The sequence below is a fragment of the Terriglobales bacterium genome (assembly GCA_035567895.1).
Lineage (GTDB): Bacteria > Acidobacteriota > Terriglobia > Terriglobales > Acidobacteriaceae > Gp1-AA112.
Map to the genome: position 1 here is coordinate 88,725 of DATMPC010000059.1, position 20,059 is coordinate 108,783.

Here is a 20,059-nt window from a genome sequence, read left to right on the forward strand (position 1 = left end):
TTGATTGTTCCATTTTGGGGCAAGAAATTCCGTGGTAATTCGCTATTATTTCTGGGGGTTGTAGCAATAAATAGTCGTAAGTTACATGTTTTTAGCTACTTAGAGAGAAAACTGTTGCAATCCCTCTTAATTCCCTGACTGGCGGCGATTTTTTGAAGTTCTGGGCAGAAATCGACGATTTTGGGCCTCAACTTCCAATAATCGCTGCTTTTCCTCGCTGTTCTTGCGAAGCGAAGAGCCGTCACCCTTGTTCTTCCGCACTTGTTTCTTCCTGTGGTTTCCATTTAGCTTCTGGTCCGACAACCTATGCGACCATTTACCCTCTTCGCGATGACGCTCCTCGTCTCCACTTTCGCTTCTTCCCAGGATCGTGCTTATGGCCGGTCTATGGTGATCACGCCCAAAGGCATCGTCGCCACGAGCCACTATTTGGCGTCCCAGGCCGGAGCGAGAGTGCTTGCTCAAGGCGGAACTGCGGTCGATGCGGCCATTGCTGCGAACGCGGTGCTTTCGGTGACCGAGCCGATGATGAATGGCATCGGCGGAGACATGTTTGCGATTTACTGGGACGCCAAGACGGGCAAGCTGTCGGGCATCAACGCCAGCGGATGGGCGCCGAAGGCCCTCACGCCCGAACACTTGCGTTCCAAGGAGGGTATCAATCAGATGCCGAGGCATGGGATCGACAGCGTCACGGTTCCAGGTGCGGTTGCAGGATGGGCGGCGATGCACAAGCGCTTTGGCAAACTTCCGTGGCGGGATCTGTTTCAGCCGGCTATCTACTACGCTGAGAACGGATATGCGGTCCCGGAGATCATCCATGACGCCTGGTCAAACGCAAATTTCACCGACGAAGGCAAACGGGTGTTCTTGCCTAATGGACACGCTCCGGAATTGGGAGCACTCTTCAAGAATCCTGATTATGCCCGGACACTTCGTGTCTTGGCGGATCGAGGACCCGATTCCTTCTACAGAGGAGAGATCGGACAGGCGCTGATTGCCACCTCAAACGAACTCGGCGGCACCATGACGGCCGACGATCTTGCGCAGTTTGCCCCGGAATGGGTGGAACCGATCTCCACGGAATATCGGGGCTGGCGGGTCTACGAACTTCCTCCGAATGGGCAGGGCATGGCCGCACTGTCCATGCTCAACATCATGGAACAGACGCCGGCAGCGCCCGATGGGCCGCAGGGCACTGCGGAAATGCACAAAAAGATCGAAGCGATGCAGTTAGCTTATGCCGATTTGCAGCGCTACCTGGCGGATCCTCGAGTTTCACTAGTGCCGACCGTGGGCCTGCTTTCAAAGGAGTACGCGGCCAAACGCGCAAGACTGATCGATCCCAACAAGGCGCATTGCGATTACGGCGCCGGAGTGCCAGTTGGAAGCGACACCACATATCTGACCACCGTCGATCGCGACGGGAACATTGTTTCTTGGATCAATAGCAATTACTCCGAGTTCGGCTCTGGGGTGGTCGTGAAAGGAATGGGATTTCCTTTACAGAATCGTGGTGGGCTGTTTGTCCTTGATCCGGCACACCCGAACGTCCTCGCTGGACGCAAGCGGCCGTATCACACGATTATTCCCGCCTTCATGGAGAAGGGTGATCAACACATTGGGTTTGGCATCATGGGAGGTTCGAATCAGCCTCTTGCCCATGCTCAATTTGTTTCCAACCTGGTGGACTATGGAATGAATATTCAGGGAGCTCTTTCGGCGCCCCGATTCACCGTCGGAAGCAGCTTCTGCCACATACCAATCGAGAGCCGGGTAAAGCCTGAAGTAATCGATGCACTGCGCGCAAAGGGACACGACTTGGAAGTGCGTAAGGAATATTCCGCGCGGATGGGACGCGGACAGGCGATTCTTCATGACTCGAGTAAGAAGATGAATTTCGCTGCTTCAGATCCCCGGGCTGATGGATCGGCTGAAGTTGAGCCGCCGGAGTTTCCGCAGTAGCAGACAAAAAAACGGGGAGCTTATTCAGCTCCCCAAACAGAAGCGACAGAGGCGATACGTATGGAGTTGGAGGTAAGCTGCTGCTTCTGAGTTGCCAGCCAGCTGCAATCCTGATTTTTTTTTGATACTAGCCAGTTACTATGCCCTCCAAGCATTCACGGCCAATCTTCGATGGAATGGAAGAGCGCTGGGCGACTATTTCGGGTGGACATCTTCGTTATCTCGTAGGGGGCAAGGGCCGTCCGCTGCTTCTCGTGCATGGAATTGCCGCGTCATCATTCTCTTTTCGCTTCAATTGTCCCGAACTGATGCGCGAGTTCCGCGTGTTCGTGCCGGATCTAATGAGCGTTGAGTCTTCGGAACGCATAGCTGGAATGGATGGTTCACTATTTGCCACCGCACGCCGCCTTGCCGAGTTTCTTGAGAGCTTAGGGCTTCAGCGTGCGAGTATCCTTGGCAGCTCCCATGGAGGCTCAGTCGTATTGAGGCTGGCCGCACTCGCTCCGGAGCGCTTCGAACGATTGCTCCTGGTCTCGCCCGCGAATCCCTTTGCCCGCCAGTACCGGGCAGTTGTGAAGTTTTATTTGAGTTCCGTAGGCAGGATGTTTATTCGTTTAGCCCCTTTCACCCCCGGCCGTATTTGGGACTATGGAATCGGTCGCATGTATGCAAATCCGAGAGGCATGGCTGCCGGCACCGGCATCGGTTATGCGCGTCCCCTAAGGGAAAAAGGGACCACCCAGTACCTGCTTTCCTGCCTGGAAACATTCAATGAGGATATTGAAGGGTTGAGCGATCAACTGACTACGCTCGCCGGGATTCCAACCCTTCTCATCTGGGGAGACCGTGATCCTGTGGTGGAGATTGAATCTGGATATCAACTCCAAAAAGCGCTTGGTGCCGAGATGGTGGTGATGCGCGGCATCGGCCACCTTCCTTATGAAGAAGCTCCTCAGGAATTCAATCGTATCCTCCTGGATTATCTGGGGGGAGAACCCTCAAGGGTTGGACAGGGGGATGATACCTGGCACGCCGAGGGAAGAAATCCTCGCGGCGGGGAATTACTCAAGTAAGTACTCTGTGGTTCCCCGTTCTCCAGACAAAAACCTCCCCTGCTATTCTCACTTCAACCAATGCACCTGCACGAGCTGCTGCGGAAGTACTTTGCTGAGTATGGTTACTGGACCGTAGCCGTCATCTTGCTGCTCGAGAATGCCGGCATTCCTCTGCCCGGCGAGACCACGCTGCTCTTTGCCGCTTTTCTGGCATTTTCGGAGCATCGGCTTACGCTTTGGGGGATCATTATCGTGGGTGTAGTCGCCTGCACGATTGGCGATAACCTCGGCTATTGGATTGGCTATCGTGGCGGTCGGCCGCTGCTTGATCGTCAGCGACGGATCTTTCGCATCTCCGAAGAACACTTGCGCCGTGGTGAGCAGTTCTTTGCGCGTTACGGCAGCATAACGGTGCTCTTCGCGCGCTTTGTCTTTGGTATGCGCATCATTGCCGGCCCTTTGGCAGGCGTGCTGAAGATGCCCTGGAAGAAATTCGTGTTGTTCAACTTCCTGGGCGCGGTGCTTTGGGTGAGCGTAGTGGCGTCCCTCGGCTACTTCTTCGGGAGCCGATGGGAGTGGCTGATGACTGAGCTGGAAGACTTCCAGATAGTTCTGGCCGCCGTTGCTGTGGTAGTACTGCTGGTCCTGTGGCGGCGCGAGCGCAAGCGCAAAAAGGTAGCACGTGCCAAATAGAGTTGCGACACTCTTCGAGAACCTCGACCGCGAAGCCTGGGCGCGCTTCTTTGTAGCCCTGCTCGGACTCATCTTCTCGTTCGCTTTTGCCATCCTCTCTACAAGCTTTCGAGATGAAGGCAATGTTCTTGGCACGGCGATTACAGCTTCACTGGCGCTGCTGACGGCCGGAGTTGTTGGGATCGCGACGATTCCCTTTCTGGCACGGCGCGTCGCTTTGGAGCGATTGCGCTTCAATGTGCGTTATGAACTCACGCGCGAAGGTGTTGCCTATATTTTGGCCGTGATAGTAATCGGAATCGCTGCCCTCAATACCGCCAACAACCTTCTCTTCATTGTGGTCGCGGCTATGCTCGCCGCAGTATTGGTTTCAGGCATATCCTCCACCATCGTTCTATTTGGACTAAATCTCAAAGTCGCCTTGCCCGAGAATGTTTTTGCCGGCAAACCTTGCATTGGGAGTGTCACGGTTCGCAACGACGGGCGCTTGCCGTCGTTCTCGGTAAGCGTAGTTCCAGAGAAGCCGAGTCAGCGCCGAAAATGGAAGTGGCAGCGGACCGAACTGGGAATTCCTCCATTCCGTCCGTCGGCCAGGCAGTGGTTTCGCTTGCCGGATCTTCAACTCAGGCCCGTGCCTCCTCGGGCGCCCGCGGAACCGATCCTCAACTCCCCGGTCTACTTTCCGCACGTGCGCTCTCATCATTCCGAATCGGCCCCGGTGGAATTGAAGTTTCCGCGCCGCGGGCGATACGCGCAGAGCGGCCTTGGCCTGGCAACGCGTTTTCCATTTTCCTTTCTGACTAAGACGCGCATTATTGCGTTCGAGCGCGAGTTGATCGTTCTGCCTGAAGTGGAGGAGACCGAGCAATTCCTCACAATCCTGCCTACGCTACGAGGTGAGTTTGAGATGTTTGTGGCGGGCCGGGGATACGACTTGTACCGCTTGCGCGAGTTCGCCGCCGGAGATGCGGCTAGACACATTCACTGGAAAGCCACCGCGCGCGCGCAAACTGTGATGGTTCGCGAATTCACGCGCGAGGACGAACGTAAGCTCAAGATTGTCTTCGACAATCCCGCGCCGGGAGAAGTGAAGTCCGAAGACTACGAATCGGCAATCAAATTAGCCGCGTCGCTTGCCTGGCACTTTGCTGACGGCACTACCGACATCAGCTTCGCTGCCCCAGGGTATTTAGGTGTTGGCCCACAGCAGGCACTCAGCTTTCTGCGACATCTCGCGGTTGCTCAACCCGCGGCTCAGAAGCTTCCTCTGGAAACGCTGGCTTCACGTGACGCGTACAACCTTGTGATCACCGCGCGGCAGAGAGGCTCAATTCCGACGCAGCTCTGGACCAGTTCTTACTTCATCTTTATCGGAAATACGAGCGGAAGCATCACGACCTCAAGTGAGAACGTTTGAACGGCTACTCTGTCCAGACTGCAAAAAATACCCAGGAATGCCTCCCAGTTGGCACAACTTGACATCCAAAGTAAGCAACCGTCAATTGAGAGCGGTGAATTGCCATGGATGAATATCTGCCTTCATTTCGCCTGGAATTTCACAATACCTACAATGAATACCGCATCGTTGATGGGCATGTGCAATTCCGTCCGGAACGTGGAGAGTGGCGTACCCTGGATATGGAAGACATCCAGATGCACTTTTCTTTGCGGACGCCTGTAGCCAGTTGGATCCGCAACACCACCGACCGCGTCCACTATCTTCCCTTAGCCGTGTGAGCGCCTTCTTTCTCGAAGCTTGAGAGATCGTTGTTTACTGCGGATACTGCGGAAGTAGGGGTCGAATCCGGTGTTAGAATCCGACTCGGCTCCCCCATGTTTGCATCTGGAGAAAGCAACAAGCTGAAGAGGATCGTCGGCCGCGATGCCGTGCTCGACAGGCATGAAGACCTCATGCTCTACGAGTACGACGGTTCCCTCGCGCGTGGAGAGCCGAACTATGTTGTCTTTCCCCAGACAGCGCAGCAGGTTTCCGAGATCGTAAAACTGGCGCAACGCGAGGGGCTGGCCATTGTTCCCCGTGGCGCAGGAACCGGATTGAGTGGTGGTTCCATAGCCAGGCAGGGCGGCATCGTTCTTGCCTTCGCGCGGATGAACCGCATCCTCGAGATCGATCTGGCGAATCTGCGTGCAACGGTGCAGCCGGGGATCGTGAATCTCGATCTGAGCAACGCGCTCGCTCCCCACGGTTTTTACTTTGCTCCCGATCCTTCCAGTCAGAAGGCGTGCACGATTGGCGGCAATGTTGCCGAGAATTCAGGTGGTCCTCATACCCTGGCCTATGGCGTGACGGTGAACCATGTCACAGGACTAGAAGTTGTTTTGCCAGATGGGCGAATTGTTCAACTCGGTGGCGCTGCTGCAAGCTCCGCCGGATACGATCTCACTGGATTCTTTGTTGGTTCCGAGGGAACGCTCGGCATCGCCACGGCCATCACGGTAAGACTCACGCGTTTGCCGGAGTCCGTCGCGACACTGCTGGCGATTTATGACGACGTTCAGGCGGCCGGTAATACAGTGGTCGCACTTACTTCAGCAGGCATCACGCCTGCAGCGCTGGAAATGCTTGACGGGTGGACGCTACGAGCTGTCGAAGCGTCGGTTCACGCCGGATACCCGCTTGACTCCGCTGCTGTCCTCCTCATCGAGTTGGAGGGATTGCGAGAGGCCGTCGAGGAGCAAGCCGAGCTCGTATCGGAGCTGTGCCGCAAGTCTGGCGCACGTGAGGTTCGCCGGGCTCGCGATGAAAATGAACGCCAGCTGTTATGGAAGGGCCGCAAGACTGCCTTCGGAGCAATCGGGCGCATTTCGCCTTCATATTACGTCCAGGATGGCGTGATTCCCCGCACGCGAATTCCAGAAACTCTACGCAAGATCGACGAGATCAGTAAAAAGTATTCGCTTACTATCGGGAACATCTTTCACGCAGGTGACGGTAACCTGCATCCCCTGATCCTGTTCGATGCTCGCGATGCCGACCAGACGCGGCGTACGCTCGACGCAGGTCGCGAGATCCTCGAGTTTTGCATCGATATCGGAGGATCCATCACCGGTGAGCATGGAGTCGGAATGGAAAAACAAGATCTCATGTGCACTCTGTTCACCGATTCCGAATTGGAAGTGATGAGGCGTTTGCGGAACTGCTTTAATCCCAACTCGCTGCTCAATCCGCAGAAGATGCTCCCATCGGTGCGCACTTGTCGGGAAGCTGTTGCCCCTGGCCATTCGAGCCTGGATGCTCCCGTTTCCTCTGGAGCCCCATTGCAGTGACTCACGGCGTAACCATGCCGGCGGGAATCGGTTCTCGCTTCGAGAGCCTTCTCGGCGCGGGCGGGATTCTCGTTGAGCCAACACCACTAAAGCGATACGCGATTGAGGGCATCGTTCCGTGTCTGGTTGCGTTGCCTGACAATATTGAACAGGTTTGTGCTGTCTTGCGGATCTGCAACGAGAATCAATGGACGGTTGTACCATTCGGCTCGGGCGCGCAGCAGCACGTCGGCAGACTGCTTGAGCGCGTCGATCTCGCTCTCTCGACAGAGAAGTTGAATCGGATTGAAGCCTACGACCCAGGCGACCTGACGATTTCTCTGCACGCGGGTTTGCCCGTAGCAAAGGCAGTCAGCGCGTGTGCCGAACATCGTCAATTGTTGCCGATCGAGACGGCATCGGAGCGCACGACGGTCGGAGGCGCTTTGGCAACGGCCCAAAGTGGGCCTTTGCGCACTGGCTTCGGGAGCCTTCGCGATTCGTGCATCGGCATTAGCTTTGTCACCGGCGATGGCGTCAGTGGACGTGGTGGAGGACGCGTCGTAAAAAATGTCGCAGGCTACGATCTGATGAAGTTGCTGATAGGCAGCTATGGCAGCCTGGGCATCATCACCTCTGCCAACTTCAAACTATTCCCAGCGCCCAACCAGACCATCACACTGACTTGCGAATTCGGTTCTCTGAAAGAGGCCTTGACCCTGCGCGACTCGCTGACTAAATCGCCTTTGTCTCCGATTGCCTGCGAAGTCATGAATCCTGCAGCCATCGAGTACCTGCACGACTCTGAGCCTCGCGATCCGGACCATTGGGCGCCGGACTCGCCGAGTTCTCCGGGCAGCATGAACTGGCGGCTCGTCCTCCGTTTTTCAGGAAGCGATCGCGTGTTGGCGCGCATTCGTAGGGAATTGAGTTCTTCAGTCTCATCCGAGTTAGGCGGCACTGAAGAGGTGGAAATGTGGAAGCAGGTCGGCATGTTTGAACAGCGGCTCGCCCTACGCCATCGAAATGCGATGATCTTTCACGTAGACGTCCCCATAGCGCAATCCCAGGCTGCGCTTGAAGCTGCTGATGACGCTGCGACCGACTATAACTTTGTTGCGGCCTTCATCGGACGCGCCCCCATTGGATCGTTCGTAGTCGGCTTTCTTCCACTCGCCGTCGATCCACCCGCTGTTACACAGTATGCGGGTGCCGCGTCGGACTTTCGTTCACGCTTGTCAAAAGCCGCATCGGCCGTCGTCGTGCGCTGCCCGCGCGAAGCCAAGCAGCACTTTGATGTCTGGGGTTCTACTCCTACTGATTTGGAGCTTATGCGAAAAGTGAAGTGCGCGCTCGATCCAGGAGGCATACTGAACCCAGGTAGATTCCTGGCCGGATGAGCTCAACTACACACACTGCCCCGAGTGACCTTCACGGACACACTCTGCAAATCGACGAATCGAACTTTGCCGGGCCCGATCGTCCGACCTGGGACCTCTACGCAACCTGTGTCCACTGCGGACTCTGCCTGAACCATTGTCCAACGTACCGCGTGCTGGGCATGGAAATGGACTCACCGCGTGGGCGCATCTATCAGGTATTGCAAGTCGACTCAGGGCGGCTGCCGATCGGCGAATCTTTTGTCACACACATCGATCGATGTCTCGACTGCCGGGCCTGCGAGACCGCGTGTCCATCGGGTGTGCAATACGGACACATTGTCGAACGCGCCCGCGCGCAGATCGAGCAACATTATCGGCGTCCATGGTTTGGGCGGCAGCTGCGTAATCTCTTTTACCGCCGCGTGCTCGGCAACCAACGACGACTAGCCGCTCTCGCGCGTTTGCTGCGTCTTTATCAGCGATCGGGACTCCAGAAAGTTGCGCGCTCTTCAGGACTGCTGAGACTCATGGGAGCTGCACAGCTCGAGCAACTTCAGCCCAAGATCGATGACCGATTTTTCTTCGAACAGATTGGGAAGGTGTTTCCGGCTCAAGGAGAGTTCCGCGCACGAGTTGCCCTGCATGCCGGATGTATCGCAAATGTTGCCTTCTCGGAGCTGAATCAAGCGACGATTCGGGTGCTCAACCAAAACGGTGTCGAGGTGTGGGTGCCGCAGGGACAGAACTGCTGCGGAGCACTTCAGGCTCACGCCGGATACCGGGACGAAGCTCGTAAGCTTGCGCGGCAGAATATCGCCGCCATGCTCGACGAAGGGTTCGATGCTATTGTCACGAACGCCGCAGGCTGCGGATCTACGCTCAAAGAATACGGCGATCTGCTCAACGAAGATGCTGACCACGCTGCTGCCGCGAAGTTTGCCGGAAAGGTGAGAGACGTTTCCGAGTTTCTTCAACAGCTTGGTTTGCGGAAGCCCGTTAAGCAAATCAACATCAAAGCCACCTATCAGGATCCCTGTCACCTGGCTCACGGACAGAAAATTCGCACCGCACCACGCGAGTTATTGCGTGAGGTCGGATTGCAGCTCGAAGAGATGCCGCATCCCGATCAATGCTGCGGGAGCGCGGGCAGTTACAACATCACTCAAAATGATCTTTCTATGAAGATTCTCGATGAAAAAATGAAAGACATCGCTTGTACGTCCGCGGAGTTAGTTGTAACGGCCAATGTTGGATGCATGCTGCAGCTCCGAGCCGGAATGGAACGCACAGGCCGTAAGCTCCGCGTTGAGCATGTGATCCAAGTACTTGATTCTTGTTACTAGAGATTCTTCGAGCCAGTCTATGAAGCCAATGATATACTAGCTGAAACGTATATCTATATCGAGAGGCCAATATGCAGGTTTCAAAGTGGGGGAACAGTCTCGCAATCCGCTTGCCCGCAGATGTGGTTGAAGCGCTGGAGCTTAAGGAAGGCGATCAGATTGAAATCTATGTCGCCGGTGATCGCAAATTTGAAGTGAGCCGCGACAAATCCAGGCAACGGGCGTTAGAGCGACTTCGGAAGTTGAGCCGCGCACTACCACCGGGATTTACATTCGACCGAGAATCCGCGAATGAGCGCTGAGGCGTTCTTCGATACCAGTATTCTTGTCTACGCGATTGCACGTGGCGATGCGCGCCACGACATTTCTCATAAGCTGCTGGAGGCTGGTGGAATTCTCAGCGTTCAGGTGCTCAACGAATTAGCCGCCATCGCGCGCCGAAAGCTGAATATGTCTTGGACTGATGTTGCCAAAACCCTGTCTGCTGTTCGCGAGCTGTGCGGACCTCCAGTGCCTATCACCCTCGACTTGCACCAGGCAGCGCTGCAAATAGCGCAACGATACCAATTTCACATTTATGATTCGCTAATAGTCGCGGCCGCTCTTGATGCACGCTGCACAGTACTCTACTCAGAGGACATGCAGGATGGTCAGGCAATTCAATCAGTCACAGTCCGCAATCCGTTTCGGGCGGCTAAGCGAACGACTTAGCGCATCTTTCAGGGTTGATCTTTCGTCTAAGATAGTAAAGCCTTAAATGCTGAACATCACCATCCGGCGCAAGGCGAAGCAGTTCGGACAACTAGTTCGAACGTCGGCCGTCACTCCACGAACTGGGCGCTCGCATAAGCCGCATCTGGTAAGCGAGCGTGAATTAGGCGTCACCTTCATTGGTCACAGCAGTTTCCTGATCCAGATCGCAGGGCGCAACCTGGCGATCGATCCCAATTTCGCGCGTTGGCTGTTTGTGCTGAAGCGGCAGCGGCGTCCAGGGATTCGCCTGCGCGACCTTCCACCCATCGACTATGTACTGGTGAGCCACGCTCACTTCGATCATTTGCACCGGCCCTCTTTGCGAGCCATCGCCAGACTCACGCGCTGGCGCTCCGGAAGTGCCCCGCAGATTATCGTTCCCAAAAATGTTGGCGACGTTGTCGCTCGTCTGGGATTCAGTCGCGTTCACGAGGTGGAGTGGTGGCAGGAGTTTCACGAGGGCAGATTGAGCGTGACTCACACCCCAGCGCAGCACTGGGGAGCGCGAATGTTGCGCGATTTTCATCGCGGTTTTGGCGGCTACGTCGTGCGGTCGCAGCAGCATTCGATTTATCACGCCGGCGACACCGCGTATTTCGAAGGCTTTCGCGAGATTGGCAAACGACTGCATCCCGAATTGGCACTCTTGCCGATTGGCGCATATCATCCGGAGCACTTTCGCAATGTGCATACGAGTCCCGAAGACGCATTGCAGGGGTTTCTCGACCTGCGGTCGAGAGTGATGATCCCCATGCACTACGGAACCTTCCGGCTCTCTTACGAGCCTATGGAGGAGCCGGTGAAACGTTTGCGCGCCGCTGCGGACGCGGCTGGAGTAAGCGATCGCGTGTTGGTGCTTGAAGAGGGCAAGACGCGGATTTTCAAGTAACGTGGATCCCCCGCCGAAGAATGCGCAACCTCAGCTCAAACTGGGTGAGGGTGAGTAGTGTGGTTCTCTACACATGCAACTGCGCACTGCTCAATGCACAATGGGGGGCGAACGGTCCGCGCTTCGGTCTGGGATGTTGACTTTTAGACAGCTGCGTGTTGAATCCTGACGGTTCCCGAGACCCGGAGTGATGAGTCAAATCAGGATTTCACAACAACGACTTCGTGCCGGTGGGCTCATTGGACAAAAAATGCTACGTGGAGCTCTTTCTTTGGAACGAAATCATGCGCGTCAGCCTCAAAATGATCTTTATCCAGCCGACGAACCGGACCGTCCCAACAAAAGCTCACGTACGAACGGGGGCGCGGTCCACTTGGTCCGTCGTCCTGAGGCCGCTCCAGAATGAGTCGGAAATCAGAAATTGGGGTCTTCCACGTGTTTGCAGTAGTGAGAATGTAGTCGACCCAAAACGCTTCGACGTAACTGTTGTCCGCCTTCGCTTCCGATACCATCTTCTCCCGCAGCTGCGGCGTGACGCAGGCATCCGCGAGCAGTTGATCGTCCTGCTTCGACATAGTCCATCCGTCAGGCAATCCGCTAGTTGAACGTGTTGTGCGCAGTGGAAGCTTGTCCGGAGCGAGTTTGATCGGTGTGAAACCAATGACCGGCTGATACTGATGGCGAATGTGGATCGTAGCGTGTGCCGGGAAAGTCTGCCGCCAGTAGTACGTTTTCTTAACGGTCCACTCCGGAAACCCGAGGTCGCCCTCGATCAAGCCGGATTGCACCAGTGCCTGCTGGTCTGCTTGTGGCAGCCGTGCGATTTCCGGCGACTGCGGGTTAGGCTCATGCACGAAATCAAAATGGCCGAACGTATCGGCGTCAATTCCCAACCTTTTCAGGTCGGCGGTAACATCTTTTCCGTTAACCCAAGCGGTAACCAGTTTCTCGCACTTTACAGGCGCATTATTCACCCACACCTCGAAATCGTTGAAGCCTCTGAACCCTGCCGGCGCCCCCGGATCGTTAAAGGCGAAGGTGTACGGCGGGATGGGAAATGCCACTTCCGTTGTGATGTCGTGGTCGGTGTCGTTGGAAAAATCGTAGTCAACGGTGATTTTTTCACGCGCGATTGTGAGCTTCTCTGTTCGCATAGCGATACGGGGTTCGCGCACGAGTTGAATCCCACCCACTGCCGTGGATGCGGCGCCATCATTCCCGGCAGCCAAGCCGGTCCCGATGAAGAAGAAAAAGAGCAATTGTGTACGCGCGGCGCGCATGACTGAAGATTATCGCTAGAAATCGTCCTTGCGAGCCATAACCAATAACGGCCATGTATCGAAAGTCACATAGCCAATCAAAGCGGGCCCGTTGTCCGAATGGCCGCTCTCTAGCTCGATGTACCTTAGAAGCTTCACTGCAGTAAACCAGATTCGTGCGGACCAACCCCACTAATTACCCATTGCGCGGTGCGCTGCTAAGCGACAACGGTTTGCGTATCGGTCTGGACTTCGCGTCCTTCCACAACAACATCGCGAGGCTCGCCGGTTTCGTTGACCGCTCTCAATACGCGATCAGAATCCGAAGATCCCTCACATTGTTACCTGTAGGACCGGTAACAACCGCATCGCCCAGCTTCTCAAGAAGCGAAAACGAATCAAAACTTTCCAGGACTTGCTTCACATCCAGTCCTGCCTCTCTCGCGCGAACAACGGTTGTCCCATCCGCCACTGCGCCTGCGGCAGCACTGTTTCCGTCGGTTCCGTCCGTACCTGCACTTAGAACGGCAATGTTCTCTCCCGCAATTTGCTGAGCACAGTGCAAGGCGAAGTGCTGATTACGCCCACCGCGCGCTCCCGTTGCGGGAACGGTCACGGTAATCTCGCCCGCTGAGACCAGCGCAACGGCAGCGACCTTCTTGCGCAGTTCGCGGATCCTGCGAAGTAGATACTCCGCCGCGCGATCGAAGGACCAATCGTCAGTAGTGCTGTCGATCTCTACGGTGAACCCGCGCTTCGAAAGGAGTGCCGCGGCAGCCTGTGCTGCCGACGCGCTCGAGAGAATCGGCCACCACCTGGAGTTCACAAATGAGGGATCGTCTGCCTTCGGCGTGTCTTCAAGTGCGCGCTCGTCGAAGATCGTGCGCACGCTCTCCGGCAATTTGGCACACAGTCCATAAGTCTCAGCAATGCGATAACAGTCGGCTTCCGTGCTGGAATCGGGCATAGTTGGCCCTGACGCCAGAGCATCCAGGGAGTGCTCAGGGACGTCGCTCACCATGATGCTCACCTGCCGGGCGGGAAAAGCCGCTTGAGCTAGCCTGCCGCCCTTCACGGCAGAAAGATGCTTGCGGATGGAATTGATCTCAGCAATCGTCGCGCCGGAGTGCACCAGCACGCGGTAGGTTTCAACCAGATCGTCGAGAGAAATTTCTTGGTCGAGCGGAACTTCCACCATGGCCGATGCACCACCGCTGATCAGGTAAATCACCAGCGAGCGCTCACTCAGTGACGAAACCGCCTTTAGGATGGCCGATGCTCCGAGAACTGATTCTTCATTGGGCAGCGGATGTCCGCCAACGAAGTAACGGAACCCAGGTTGTTGTGACATACCTGGAACCGAGCAGACGATTCCCTGCATAGGTCCCGTCTGTGCGAGTAGCGATTCGAGCATGGCGTGGGCTGCCTTGCCCATCGCAATCACTACCACGCGTTCGAAGGAACTCAGGTCGTAGAGATCCTGCTCAACCCGCAGGACTCCCCGTGAACATTCAACTCTCTGACTGAATACTCGAGGAATACTGATTTCGACCAACGTGTCCTTGAAGACCTCACGCAACAAGCGACGCATTTCAGCCTCGCTGCTTTGTTGGCCGCGTTCCATATTGGATCAGGTGCGCTGTTGCAGGTTCAGAGCGGGGAAGTGCCGGGGCAGCCATTCAGTAATGGCCTCGCGCATAGTCGGGAGCTTGCCTTCGAAGAAGTGGTCTGCGCCTTCCACCAGGACAAATTCCTTTGGTTCGGCGGCCAATTTGAATATTTCGCGGAGATTTGCAGCCGGGGCGAACTGGTCGTGGTCGCCGCTGATCATCAGCTTCGGCTTAGTGCAAGTTGAGAGATACGAATAGGTGTAGAGACGCTCCTGGGCACTGAGCGGCGTGCCGAGCGCGATCAGTCCCACAACTCGCGGATCGGGACAGCAGGCTTTTAATCCGGTGGCAGCGCCAAAAGAGAATCCGGCAAAGATGATCGGCAGTGAGTATTCGTGCTCCAACCAGTCGAGCGCAGCCCGAATGTCATCGCGCTCCCCTCGTCCCCCATCGTGAGTTCCTTCGCTGAGTCCCGTTCCGCGGAAATTAAAACGCAGAACTGGCAATCCAAAGCCATGCAACGCCTTCGCTGCGTGATACACGACTTTGTTGTGCATCGTCCCGCCGTGCAGCGGATGAGGATGGGTAACCAGTGCAGCGAATGGCGCGCCCGGCTCACCAGCGTTCAACAAAGCTTCCAGCTTGCCGGCCGGGCCTGGAACGAATATCGACTGAATTGCACTCGCCAATTGCTTTAGATCCTCAAGCCTTCGCTGTTTCCGGAAAACGATAATTCACGCTGTTTTCGATTCTACGCGAGTCCTTCCGCTATGCTGTGAGCATGGACCCTGTTCGGCTCACGCGTGAGCTCATCGATATCGAATCGATCACCGGCAATGAAGCCGAAGTCGGCGATTATCTCCACGCGGTTCTTTCCAAGCTTGGATATCGCACGGAAAAGATGCCGGTCGAAGGCGCTCGCAAAAACATCTACGCGACTCTCGACGGAAAGCCTGATCTGATCTTCTCGACCCACATGGACACGGTGCCGCCGTTCATTCCATCGTCGGAAGACGGGGGGAAGATCTACGGACGCGGCTCGTGCGATGCCAAGGGAATCATAGCCGCGCAGATCGCGGCTGCGGAAACACTCCGCCATAAGACGTCCAAGATTGGGCTGTTGTTTCTAGTGGGGGAAGAGCGCGACAGTCAAGGAGCAAAGGAAGCAAATCTTCATGCTCCAGGATCTCGTTTTCTGATCAACGGCGAGCCAACGGAGAACAAGATTGGCCGCGCCTCGAAGGGAACGCTGCGCGTGCAACTCACGGCCAGTGGGCGCATGGCTCACTCGGCCTATCCGCACCTGGGTGAGTCGGCGATCGAGAAGATGGTCGAGGCATTGTATCGTTTGCTCCAGGTGCCGCTGCCGAACAATCCCGAGATCGGTCCAACTACCGTTAATATCGGACTCATCGAGGGAGGGCGGGCTCCGAACGTGATTCCCGATTTCGCACGCGCGCAGTTGCTTTATCGCCTCGTGGGACCCACCGACAAGCTTCGCAAGGATATTCAGGCGGCAGTCAACGGTCTCGCGACTGCCGAGTTCGCGCTCGAAATTCCACACGTAAAGCTCCGCACGGTTGACGGCATTCCTGAAATGATCGCGGCCTTCACGACGGATATTCCGGCACTCACGAACTGGGGTGAGCCTGTGCTGCTAGGTCCGGGGTCGATTCACGTTGCGCACACCGATGGCGAGTTTATTTCAAAGCGTGATCTGACCGAAGCGGTCGGGCTCTATGTCTCAGTGGCCGAAAAACTGCTTTCCTCTTAGGAACCCGTCATAGCACACGGCATGGTAGAGACGCAGCATGCTGCGTCTCTACGAGAATGTGTGGATTCCCGGGCTGCGCTAGACTGAAGAGTTATGTCCGAATCGAAAAACTCTCTGGAGCACGCGTCTTCCTCGTATCTGCGGTCCGCGATGCATCAGCCGGTGGACTGGCACGAGTGGAGCGCCGACGCTTTTGACAAAGCTCAGCGCGAGAACAAGCCGGTGCTGCTCGACGTGGGCGCGGTGTGGTGCCACTGGTGCCACGTGATGGATCGGGAATCCTACGAAAATCCAGAAGTCGCGAAACTCATCAACGACAACTACGTTGCCGTAAAGGTAGACCGTGACGAACGTCCTGACGTTGACAGCCGCTATCAGGCCGCCGTGCAGGCCATGAGCGGACAGGGAGGATGGCCCCTCACCGCCTTCCTGACTCCCGATGGGCGACCCTTCTTCGGAGGAACCTATTTCCCGCCGGACGATAACCACGGGCGTCCTGGATTCAAGCGTGTTCTGCAGACTCTCGCTTCACGGTACAGCGAAAAGCACAGCGACGTAATGGAGTCGGCCGAGCATGTGATGAGCGCGATCGATCATGCGGAATCATTCGCCGGACGCTCAGGCGAAATCTCCCCGGGCCTGGTGGATGGCATGGTGAAGTCTGCGATACAGAGCTTCGATCCGCACCACGGTGGATTTGGCTCGGCTCCAAAGTTTCCGCATCCTTCCATACTCGATTTGCTCATCGATTACTGCGGTCGCACTGGTGATGAAGAAGCGTTAAAAGTAGTGACGACTACGCTCGACCGAATGGCACAGGGAGGCGTCTACGATCAGCTCGCCGGGGGATTTCACCGCTACTCAGTCGATGAGCGCTGGGTAGTTCCGCACTTCGAAAAGATGTCATACGACAACTCGGAACTGCTGAAAAACTATGTCCACGGCTACCAACTCGCCGGAAATGAGTTCTACGCGCACGTTGCCCGCGACATCATTCGTTGGATGGACGACTGGCTAAGTGATCGTGAGCGCGGCGGGTTCTACGCTTCGCAAGACGCCGACATCGATCTGCACGACGATGGTGACTACTTCACCTGGTCGCTGGCAGAGGCGCGCGACGTCTTGAGTGCGCAGGAACTGGAAGCTGTGGCGCCGCTTTACGACATCGGCGAAGTCGGCGAGATGCATCATCGGCCGGAGAAAAATGTGCTGCACATTCGTGCGACTCCGGAGCAGATCGCGACGCGAATGAGACTTAGCGTCCCCGACGTGCAAAAGCTGATTGCGTCGGCGCAAGAGAAAATGCTCAAGGCACGACTTACTCGACCGACGCCTTACGTGGACAAGACGGTCTACGTGAACTGGAACGCGCTCTGCATTTCTGCGTATCTTGAAGCGGCAAAAGTTCTCGAAATTCCTGAAGCAGAGCATTTCGCATTGCGTTCCCTTGATCGTCTTCTCTCTGAAGCGTGGTCCGCAGAAAGCGGACTGAAGCATGTCATCACGTATTCGGATCCGGCCGCGCAGCATCGCGATGTTGATGGATTGCTTGATGACTACGCATTCACGGTGACCGCATGCATCGATGCCTACGAGATCACTACCGATCTCAGCTATTACCGATTCGCCCAAAAGATCGCGGCAAAGATGATGGAGAAGTTTCACGACGAAACTGGCGGCGGGTTCTTCGATACTTCTCGACAATCATTACACGGCAATCTGGGAGCTCTCACCGCACGGCGTAAGCCGCTGCAGGACTCGCCGACGCCCGCGGGAAATCCGGCGGCCGCGATCGCTCTGTTGCGCTTGCATGCCTACTCCGGGGACAACAAACATCGCGACATCGCGGAATCGACACTGGAAGCCTTCGCCGGTATTGCCGGTAACTTCGGGATCTTTGGCGCGACGTATGGAATCGCGGTAGCTCTCTACTCGCGTCCGCACACGCAAGCCGTGATCGTGGGCAAAGATGAAAATGCGCGCGAACTGTATCGTACTGCGCTCTCACCATTCAGCATTTCAACGTCGGTGCTGCGGTTCGATCCTGATCATGTGGTCGAGAAGAACCTCCCTCCGGTGTTAGCACAGACAATCCCGAGCCTTCCGGCGCTCAAGCAGCACAAGAGCGTCGCTGTGCTGTGCTCTGGATTTACATGCCAACCGCCGATGGAGTCGGCGAGCGTTCTCAAACAATACTTGCACCAGCAGGAGCAAGCGTCTTCCGCTAGAAAGATCTCGTAACGTCCAGGAGCAAGCATGCGAATTGCATTTCTCGGATTGGGAATCATGGGCAAGGCTATGGCCCAAAACCTGGCTAAGGCCGGTCATGAACTGAGAGTATGGAACCGTTCCCCAGGCAAGTCGGTAGACGGTGCCCACCCCGCTTCGACTCCCAAAGAAGCTGCGAAGGATGCTGAGATTGTCTGGCTCTGCGTGTCTGACACGAAGGCTGTGGAAGAGGTGTTGTTCGGAGAGGACGGAGTGATCGAGTCGTTGAAGGCCGGTGCAATCGTTGTTGACTCCAGCACGATCCTCCCCGACGCCAGCCTCAAGTTCGCGGAACGAGTACGACAAAAGGGGGCCGATTTCGTCGACGCTCCAATGACGGGTTCCAAAGTGGGAGCCGAGAGCGGCCAGCTTATCTTTATCGTCGGGGCTCGCGAAGAAACGTTTGAGAAGCTGCAGCCGCTCTTCAGCGTAATGGGAAAAAGCGCGGTGCGCGTAGGCGCAAATGGCAAAGGGTTAGCGGCAAAGCTATCAATGAATCTGATGATCGCGCTTACTTACGAAGGATTTGCCGAAGCTCTGGTTTTGGCGAAAAAACAGGGCGTCGACCTGAAGCCCCTCATGAGTTTGATTAACCAGTCGATGGTCCGATCCGGAGTTGTGGACTACAAAGCCCCGTTCGTAATGGCGCGAGATTTCTCCGCCAATTTCCCCATGCGGCTGATGCACAAAGATATTCGTCTCATGCTCGAGGCAGCGCGGCAAAACGGAGTGAAGCTTCCCGGACTTGAAACCGTCGACAAGGTTTATGAATCCTCGACGCGCGAAGGCAATGCCGACCTGGACTACGCTGCCACTCTCATGACGCTGGAAAAAGCGGCGGGTGTGAGCTGATACGTGGAGGCTCGTGCCGCGTTTGGCGGCACTATTCGATGTGAGCCCGGCACACGGTGCCGGGTGCTGAAGGCCTGATGCAAGCCCTGTAAGGGCGACACTCCGGTGTTCAGATTCTGACCAACCAGATTGCATGTCCCGCAAGTGCCGCCCCTCTCCGGGGCTCTGCTCCACAAAACTTCGCCCCGGCACATCGTGCCGGGCTCATCTCGCATCGTGCCGCGAAACTCGGCACGAGTGGGTACTCCGTTAAAAGGAGTTTGTCCCGCTGTCCTAAACCCTAGGGAGCGGTACTCAAAAACGACGAATTGAAAAGCGCGGGACCGGCTTCCAAAAAGGCTCGTTCAGCGTGCGGTTGCAACCTGGTGTTGTGAGCGCACGCCGTTGTGAAGGTCCATCCACATGTCCATTACCCGCTGCCGCAGTTCAGTGGTCAGGCTCTCATAGGTCTTTTCCGAAGCGCCTCCCACGGCGGGTGGTTCGATGGGCGAGCCAATGCGAACTTGCAATGTCTGAAAGAGCCTGATTCCTTTTCCTCGTCCCCATGCTTTTTCGAAGCCGTCGATCGCCACAGGAACGATCGGTACCTGCACATGTGTCGCGAGAATCGCGGCACCTTTCTTGAAGGCTTTAGGCTCGCCGGTGATGCTGCGCTCGCCTTCGGGATAAAGGACAAGCGCCTCGCCCCGGCGAAGGCCGTAGGCCCCGGCGCGCATTGCGGGCACGAGGTTCGCATCAGGATCGATGGGCACCAGCTTCATCGAGCGCGCAATGTGGCGGCGGATTCCGGTTCCAAATATTTCACTCGTACCCACGTAGAACATTTTGCGGAAGATCCGAAATGGGAGATAGCTCATGATCAGAGGCGCGTCCATGAAGCTTTGATGGTTGGGCGAGAAGATGAAAGATCCATTTTGCGGAACTTGTTCAAGACCAGTGATCCGAATTC

General features: G+C 56.2%; 18 protein-coding genes. 14 read left to right on the forward strand and 4 right to left on the reverse strand.

Features of this window, described 5'->3' with window-relative positions; translation table 11 throughout:
* The first annotated feature begins 306 nt into the window (after positions 1-306).
* The 11 genes from ggt (at position 307) to VNX88_13440 (ending at position 11,347) form a co-directional block, all read left to right on the forward strand.
* Complete coding sequence (gene ggt, locus VNX88_13390) at positions 307-1,965, forward strand: gamma-glutamyltransferase (GenBank protein ID HWY69657.1); 1,659 nt, start codon at positions 307-309, stop codon at positions 1,963-1,965.
* A gap of 140 nt (positions 1,966-2,105) precedes the next feature.
* Entirely contained in the window at positions 2,106-3,038 is a 933-nt protein-coding gene (locus tag VNX88_13395) for an alpha/beta hydrolase (GenBank protein ID HWY69658.1), read from the forward strand.
* 60 nt (positions 3,039-3,098) lie between these two features.
* Positions 3,099-3,713, forward strand: a complete 615-nt coding sequence (locus VNX88_13400; GenBank protein HWY69659.1) for a DedA family protein — start codon at positions 3,099-3,101, stop codon at positions 3,711-3,713.
* Positions 3,703-5,130 carry a DUF58 domain-containing protein gene (locus tag VNX88_13405; protein ID HWY69660.1) on the forward strand — a complete coding sequence of 476 codons (1,428 nt, stop codon included), beginning with the start codon at positions 3,703-3,705 and terminating at the stop codon, positions 5,128-5,130. The genes VNX88_13400 and VNX88_13405 overlap by 11 nt, the downstream gene beginning before the upstream one ends.
* A gap of 104 nt (positions 5,131-5,234) precedes the next feature.
* Positions 5,235-5,450 (forward strand): hypothetical protein, encoded by a 216-nt coding sequence (locus VNX88_13410; GenBank protein ID HWY69661.1) that lies wholly within the window; start codon positions 5,235-5,237, stop codon positions 5,448-5,450.
* 96 nt (positions 5,451-5,546) lie between these two features.
* A complete protein-coding gene (locus VNX88_13415; GenBank protein HWY69662.1) occupies positions 5,547-7,001 on the forward strand; it encodes an FAD-linked oxidase C-terminal domain-containing protein in 1,455 nt (484 codons plus the stop codon).
* A complete protein-coding gene (locus VNX88_13420; GenBank protein HWY69663.1) occupies positions 6,998-8,380 on the forward strand; it encodes an FAD-binding oxidoreductase in 1,383 nt (460 codons plus the stop codon). Before VNX88_13415 ends, VNX88_13420 begins: the two co-directional genes overlap by 4 nt.
* Positions 8,377-9,705, forward strand: a complete 1,329-nt coding sequence (locus tag VNX88_13425; protein ID HWY69664.1) for a (Fe-S)-binding protein — start codon at positions 8,377-8,379, stop codon at positions 9,703-9,705. Before VNX88_13420 ends, VNX88_13425 begins: the two co-directional genes overlap by 4 nt.
* A 71-nt stretch (positions 9,706-9,776) precedes the next feature.
* Positions 9,777-10,007 (forward strand): AbrB/MazE/SpoVT family DNA-binding domain-containing protein, encoded by a 231-nt coding sequence (locus tag VNX88_13430; protein ID HWY69665.1) that lies wholly within the window; start codon positions 9,777-9,779, stop codon positions 10,005-10,007.
* The gene (locus tag VNX88_13435; protein HWY69666.1) at positions 9,997-10,416 is read left to right on the forward strand and encodes a PIN domain-containing protein; all 420 of its coding nucleotides are present in this window, start codon (positions 9,997-9,999) and stop codon (positions 10,414-10,416) included. The genes VNX88_13430 and VNX88_13435 overlap by 11 nt, the downstream gene beginning before the upstream one ends.
* 46 nt (positions 10,417-10,462) lie before the next feature.
* Positions 10,463-11,347: an MBL fold metallo-hydrolase gene (locus VNX88_13440; protein ID HWY69667.1), complete on the forward strand. Its 885-nt coding sequence runs from the start codon at positions 10,463-10,465 to the stop codon at positions 11,345-11,347.
* A gap of 236 nt (positions 11,348-11,583) precedes the next feature.
* On the opposite strand, the gene VNX88_13445 is transcribed toward VNX88_13440, so the two are convergent.
* From VNX88_13445 to VNX88_13455, 3 genes are all read right to left on the reverse strand, one after another.
* Entirely contained in the window at positions 11,584-12,627 is a 1,044-nt protein-coding gene (locus VNX88_13445; GenBank protein ID HWY69668.1) for a DUF4424 family protein, read from the reverse strand.
* Positions 12,628-12,910: 283 nt separating this feature from the next.
* Positions 12,911-14,197: a DUF4147 domain-containing protein gene (locus tag VNX88_13450; GenBank protein ID HWY69669.1), complete on the reverse strand. Its 1,287-nt coding sequence runs from the start codon at positions 14,195-14,197 to the stop codon at positions 12,911-12,913.
* 39 nt (positions 14,198-14,236) lie between these two features.
* The gene (locus VNX88_13455; protein ID HWY69670.1) at positions 14,237-14,905 is read right to left on the reverse strand and encodes an alpha/beta family hydrolase; all 669 of its coding nucleotides are present in this window, start codon (positions 14,903-14,905) and stop codon (positions 14,237-14,239) included.
* A 92-nt stretch (positions 14,906-14,997) separates the two neighbouring features.
* On the opposite strand from VNX88_13455, the gene VNX88_13460 reads away from it, so the two are divergent.
* The 3 genes from VNX88_13460 (at position 14,998) to VNX88_13470 (ending at position 19,110) form a co-directional block, all read left to right on the forward strand.
* On the forward strand, positions 14,998-15,990 hold the full coding sequence (locus VNX88_13460) for a M20/M25/M40 family metallo-hydrolase (GenBank protein HWY69671.1): 993 nt from the start codon (positions 14,998-15,000) through the stop codon (positions 15,988-15,990).
* A gap of 93 nt (positions 15,991-16,083) precedes the next feature.
* A complete protein-coding gene (locus VNX88_13465) occupies positions 16,084-18,231 on the forward strand; it encodes a thioredoxin domain-containing protein (GenBank protein HWY69672.1) in 2,148 nt (715 codons plus the stop codon).
* Between the two features lie 15 nt (positions 18,232-18,246).
* Entirely contained in the window at positions 18,247-19,110 is an 864-nt protein-coding gene (locus VNX88_13470; GenBank protein ID HWY69673.1) for an NAD(P)-dependent oxidoreductase, read from the forward strand.
* A 344-nt stretch (positions 19,111-19,454) separates the two neighbouring features.
* Here VNX88_13470 and VNX88_13475 read toward each other — a convergent pair.
* Positions 19,455-20,059, reverse strand: a 605-nt coding sequence (locus tag VNX88_13475; protein HWY69674.1) for a lysophospholipid acyltransferase family protein, incomplete at its 5' end; no start/stop codon positions are given.

What these genes read in the sequence shown, in the direction of transcription:
- ggt (HWY69657.1), top strand. Translation starts at nt 307, where the DNA reads ATGCGACCATTTACCCTCTTCGCGATGACGCTCCTCGTCTCCACTTTC.
- VNX88_13395 (HWY69658.1), top strand. Translation starts at nt 2,106, where the DNA reads ATGCCCTCCAAGCATTCACGGCCAATCTTCGATGGAATGGAAGAGCGC.
- VNX88_13400 (HWY69659.1), top strand. Translation starts at nt 3,099, where the DNA reads ATGCACCTGCACGAGCTGCTGCGGAAGTACTTTGCTGAGTATGGTTAC.
- VNX88_13410 (HWY69661.1), top strand. Translation starts at nt 5,235, where the DNA reads ATGGATGAATATCTGCCTTCATTTCGCCTGGAATTTCACAATACCTAC.
- VNX88_13415 (HWY69662.1), top strand. Translation starts at nt 5,547, where the DNA reads ATGTTTGCATCTGGAGAAAGCAACAAGCTGAAGAGGATCGTCGGCCGC.
- VNX88_13425 (HWY69664.1), top strand. Translation starts at nt 8,377, where the DNA reads ATGAGCTCAACTACACACACTGCCCCGAGTGACCTTCACGGACACACT.
- VNX88_13430 (HWY69665.1), top strand. Translation starts at nt 9,777, where the DNA reads ATGCAGGTTTCAAAGTGGGGGAACAGTCTCGCAATCCGCTTGCCCGCA.
- VNX88_13435 (HWY69666.1), top strand. Translation starts at nt 9,997, where the DNA reads ATGAGCGCTGAGGCGTTCTTCGATACCAGTATTCTTGTCTACGCGATT.
- VNX88_13440 (HWY69667.1), top strand. Translation starts at nt 10,463, where the DNA reads ATGCTGAACATCACCATCCGGCGCAAGGCGAAGCAGTTCGGACAACTA.
- VNX88_13445 (HWY69668.1), bottom strand. Translation starts at nt 12,627, where the DNA reads ATGCGCGCCGCGCGTACACAATTGCTCTTTTTCTTCTTCATCGGGACC.
- VNX88_13450 (HWY69669.1), bottom strand. Translation starts at nt 14,197, where the DNA reads ATGCGTCGCTTGTTGCGTGAGGTCTTCAAGGACACGTTGGTCGAAATC.
- VNX88_13460 (HWY69671.1), top strand. Translation starts at nt 14,998, where the DNA reads ATGGACCCTGTTCGGCTCACGCGTGAGCTCATCGATATCGAATCGATC.
- VNX88_13465 (HWY69672.1), top strand. Translation starts at nt 16,084, where the DNA reads ATGTCCGAATCGAAAAACTCTCTGGAGCACGCGTCTTCCTCGTATCTG.
- VNX88_13470 (HWY69673.1), top strand. Translation starts at nt 18,247, where the DNA reads ATGCGAATTGCATTTCTCGGATTGGGAATCATGGGCAAGGCTATGGCC.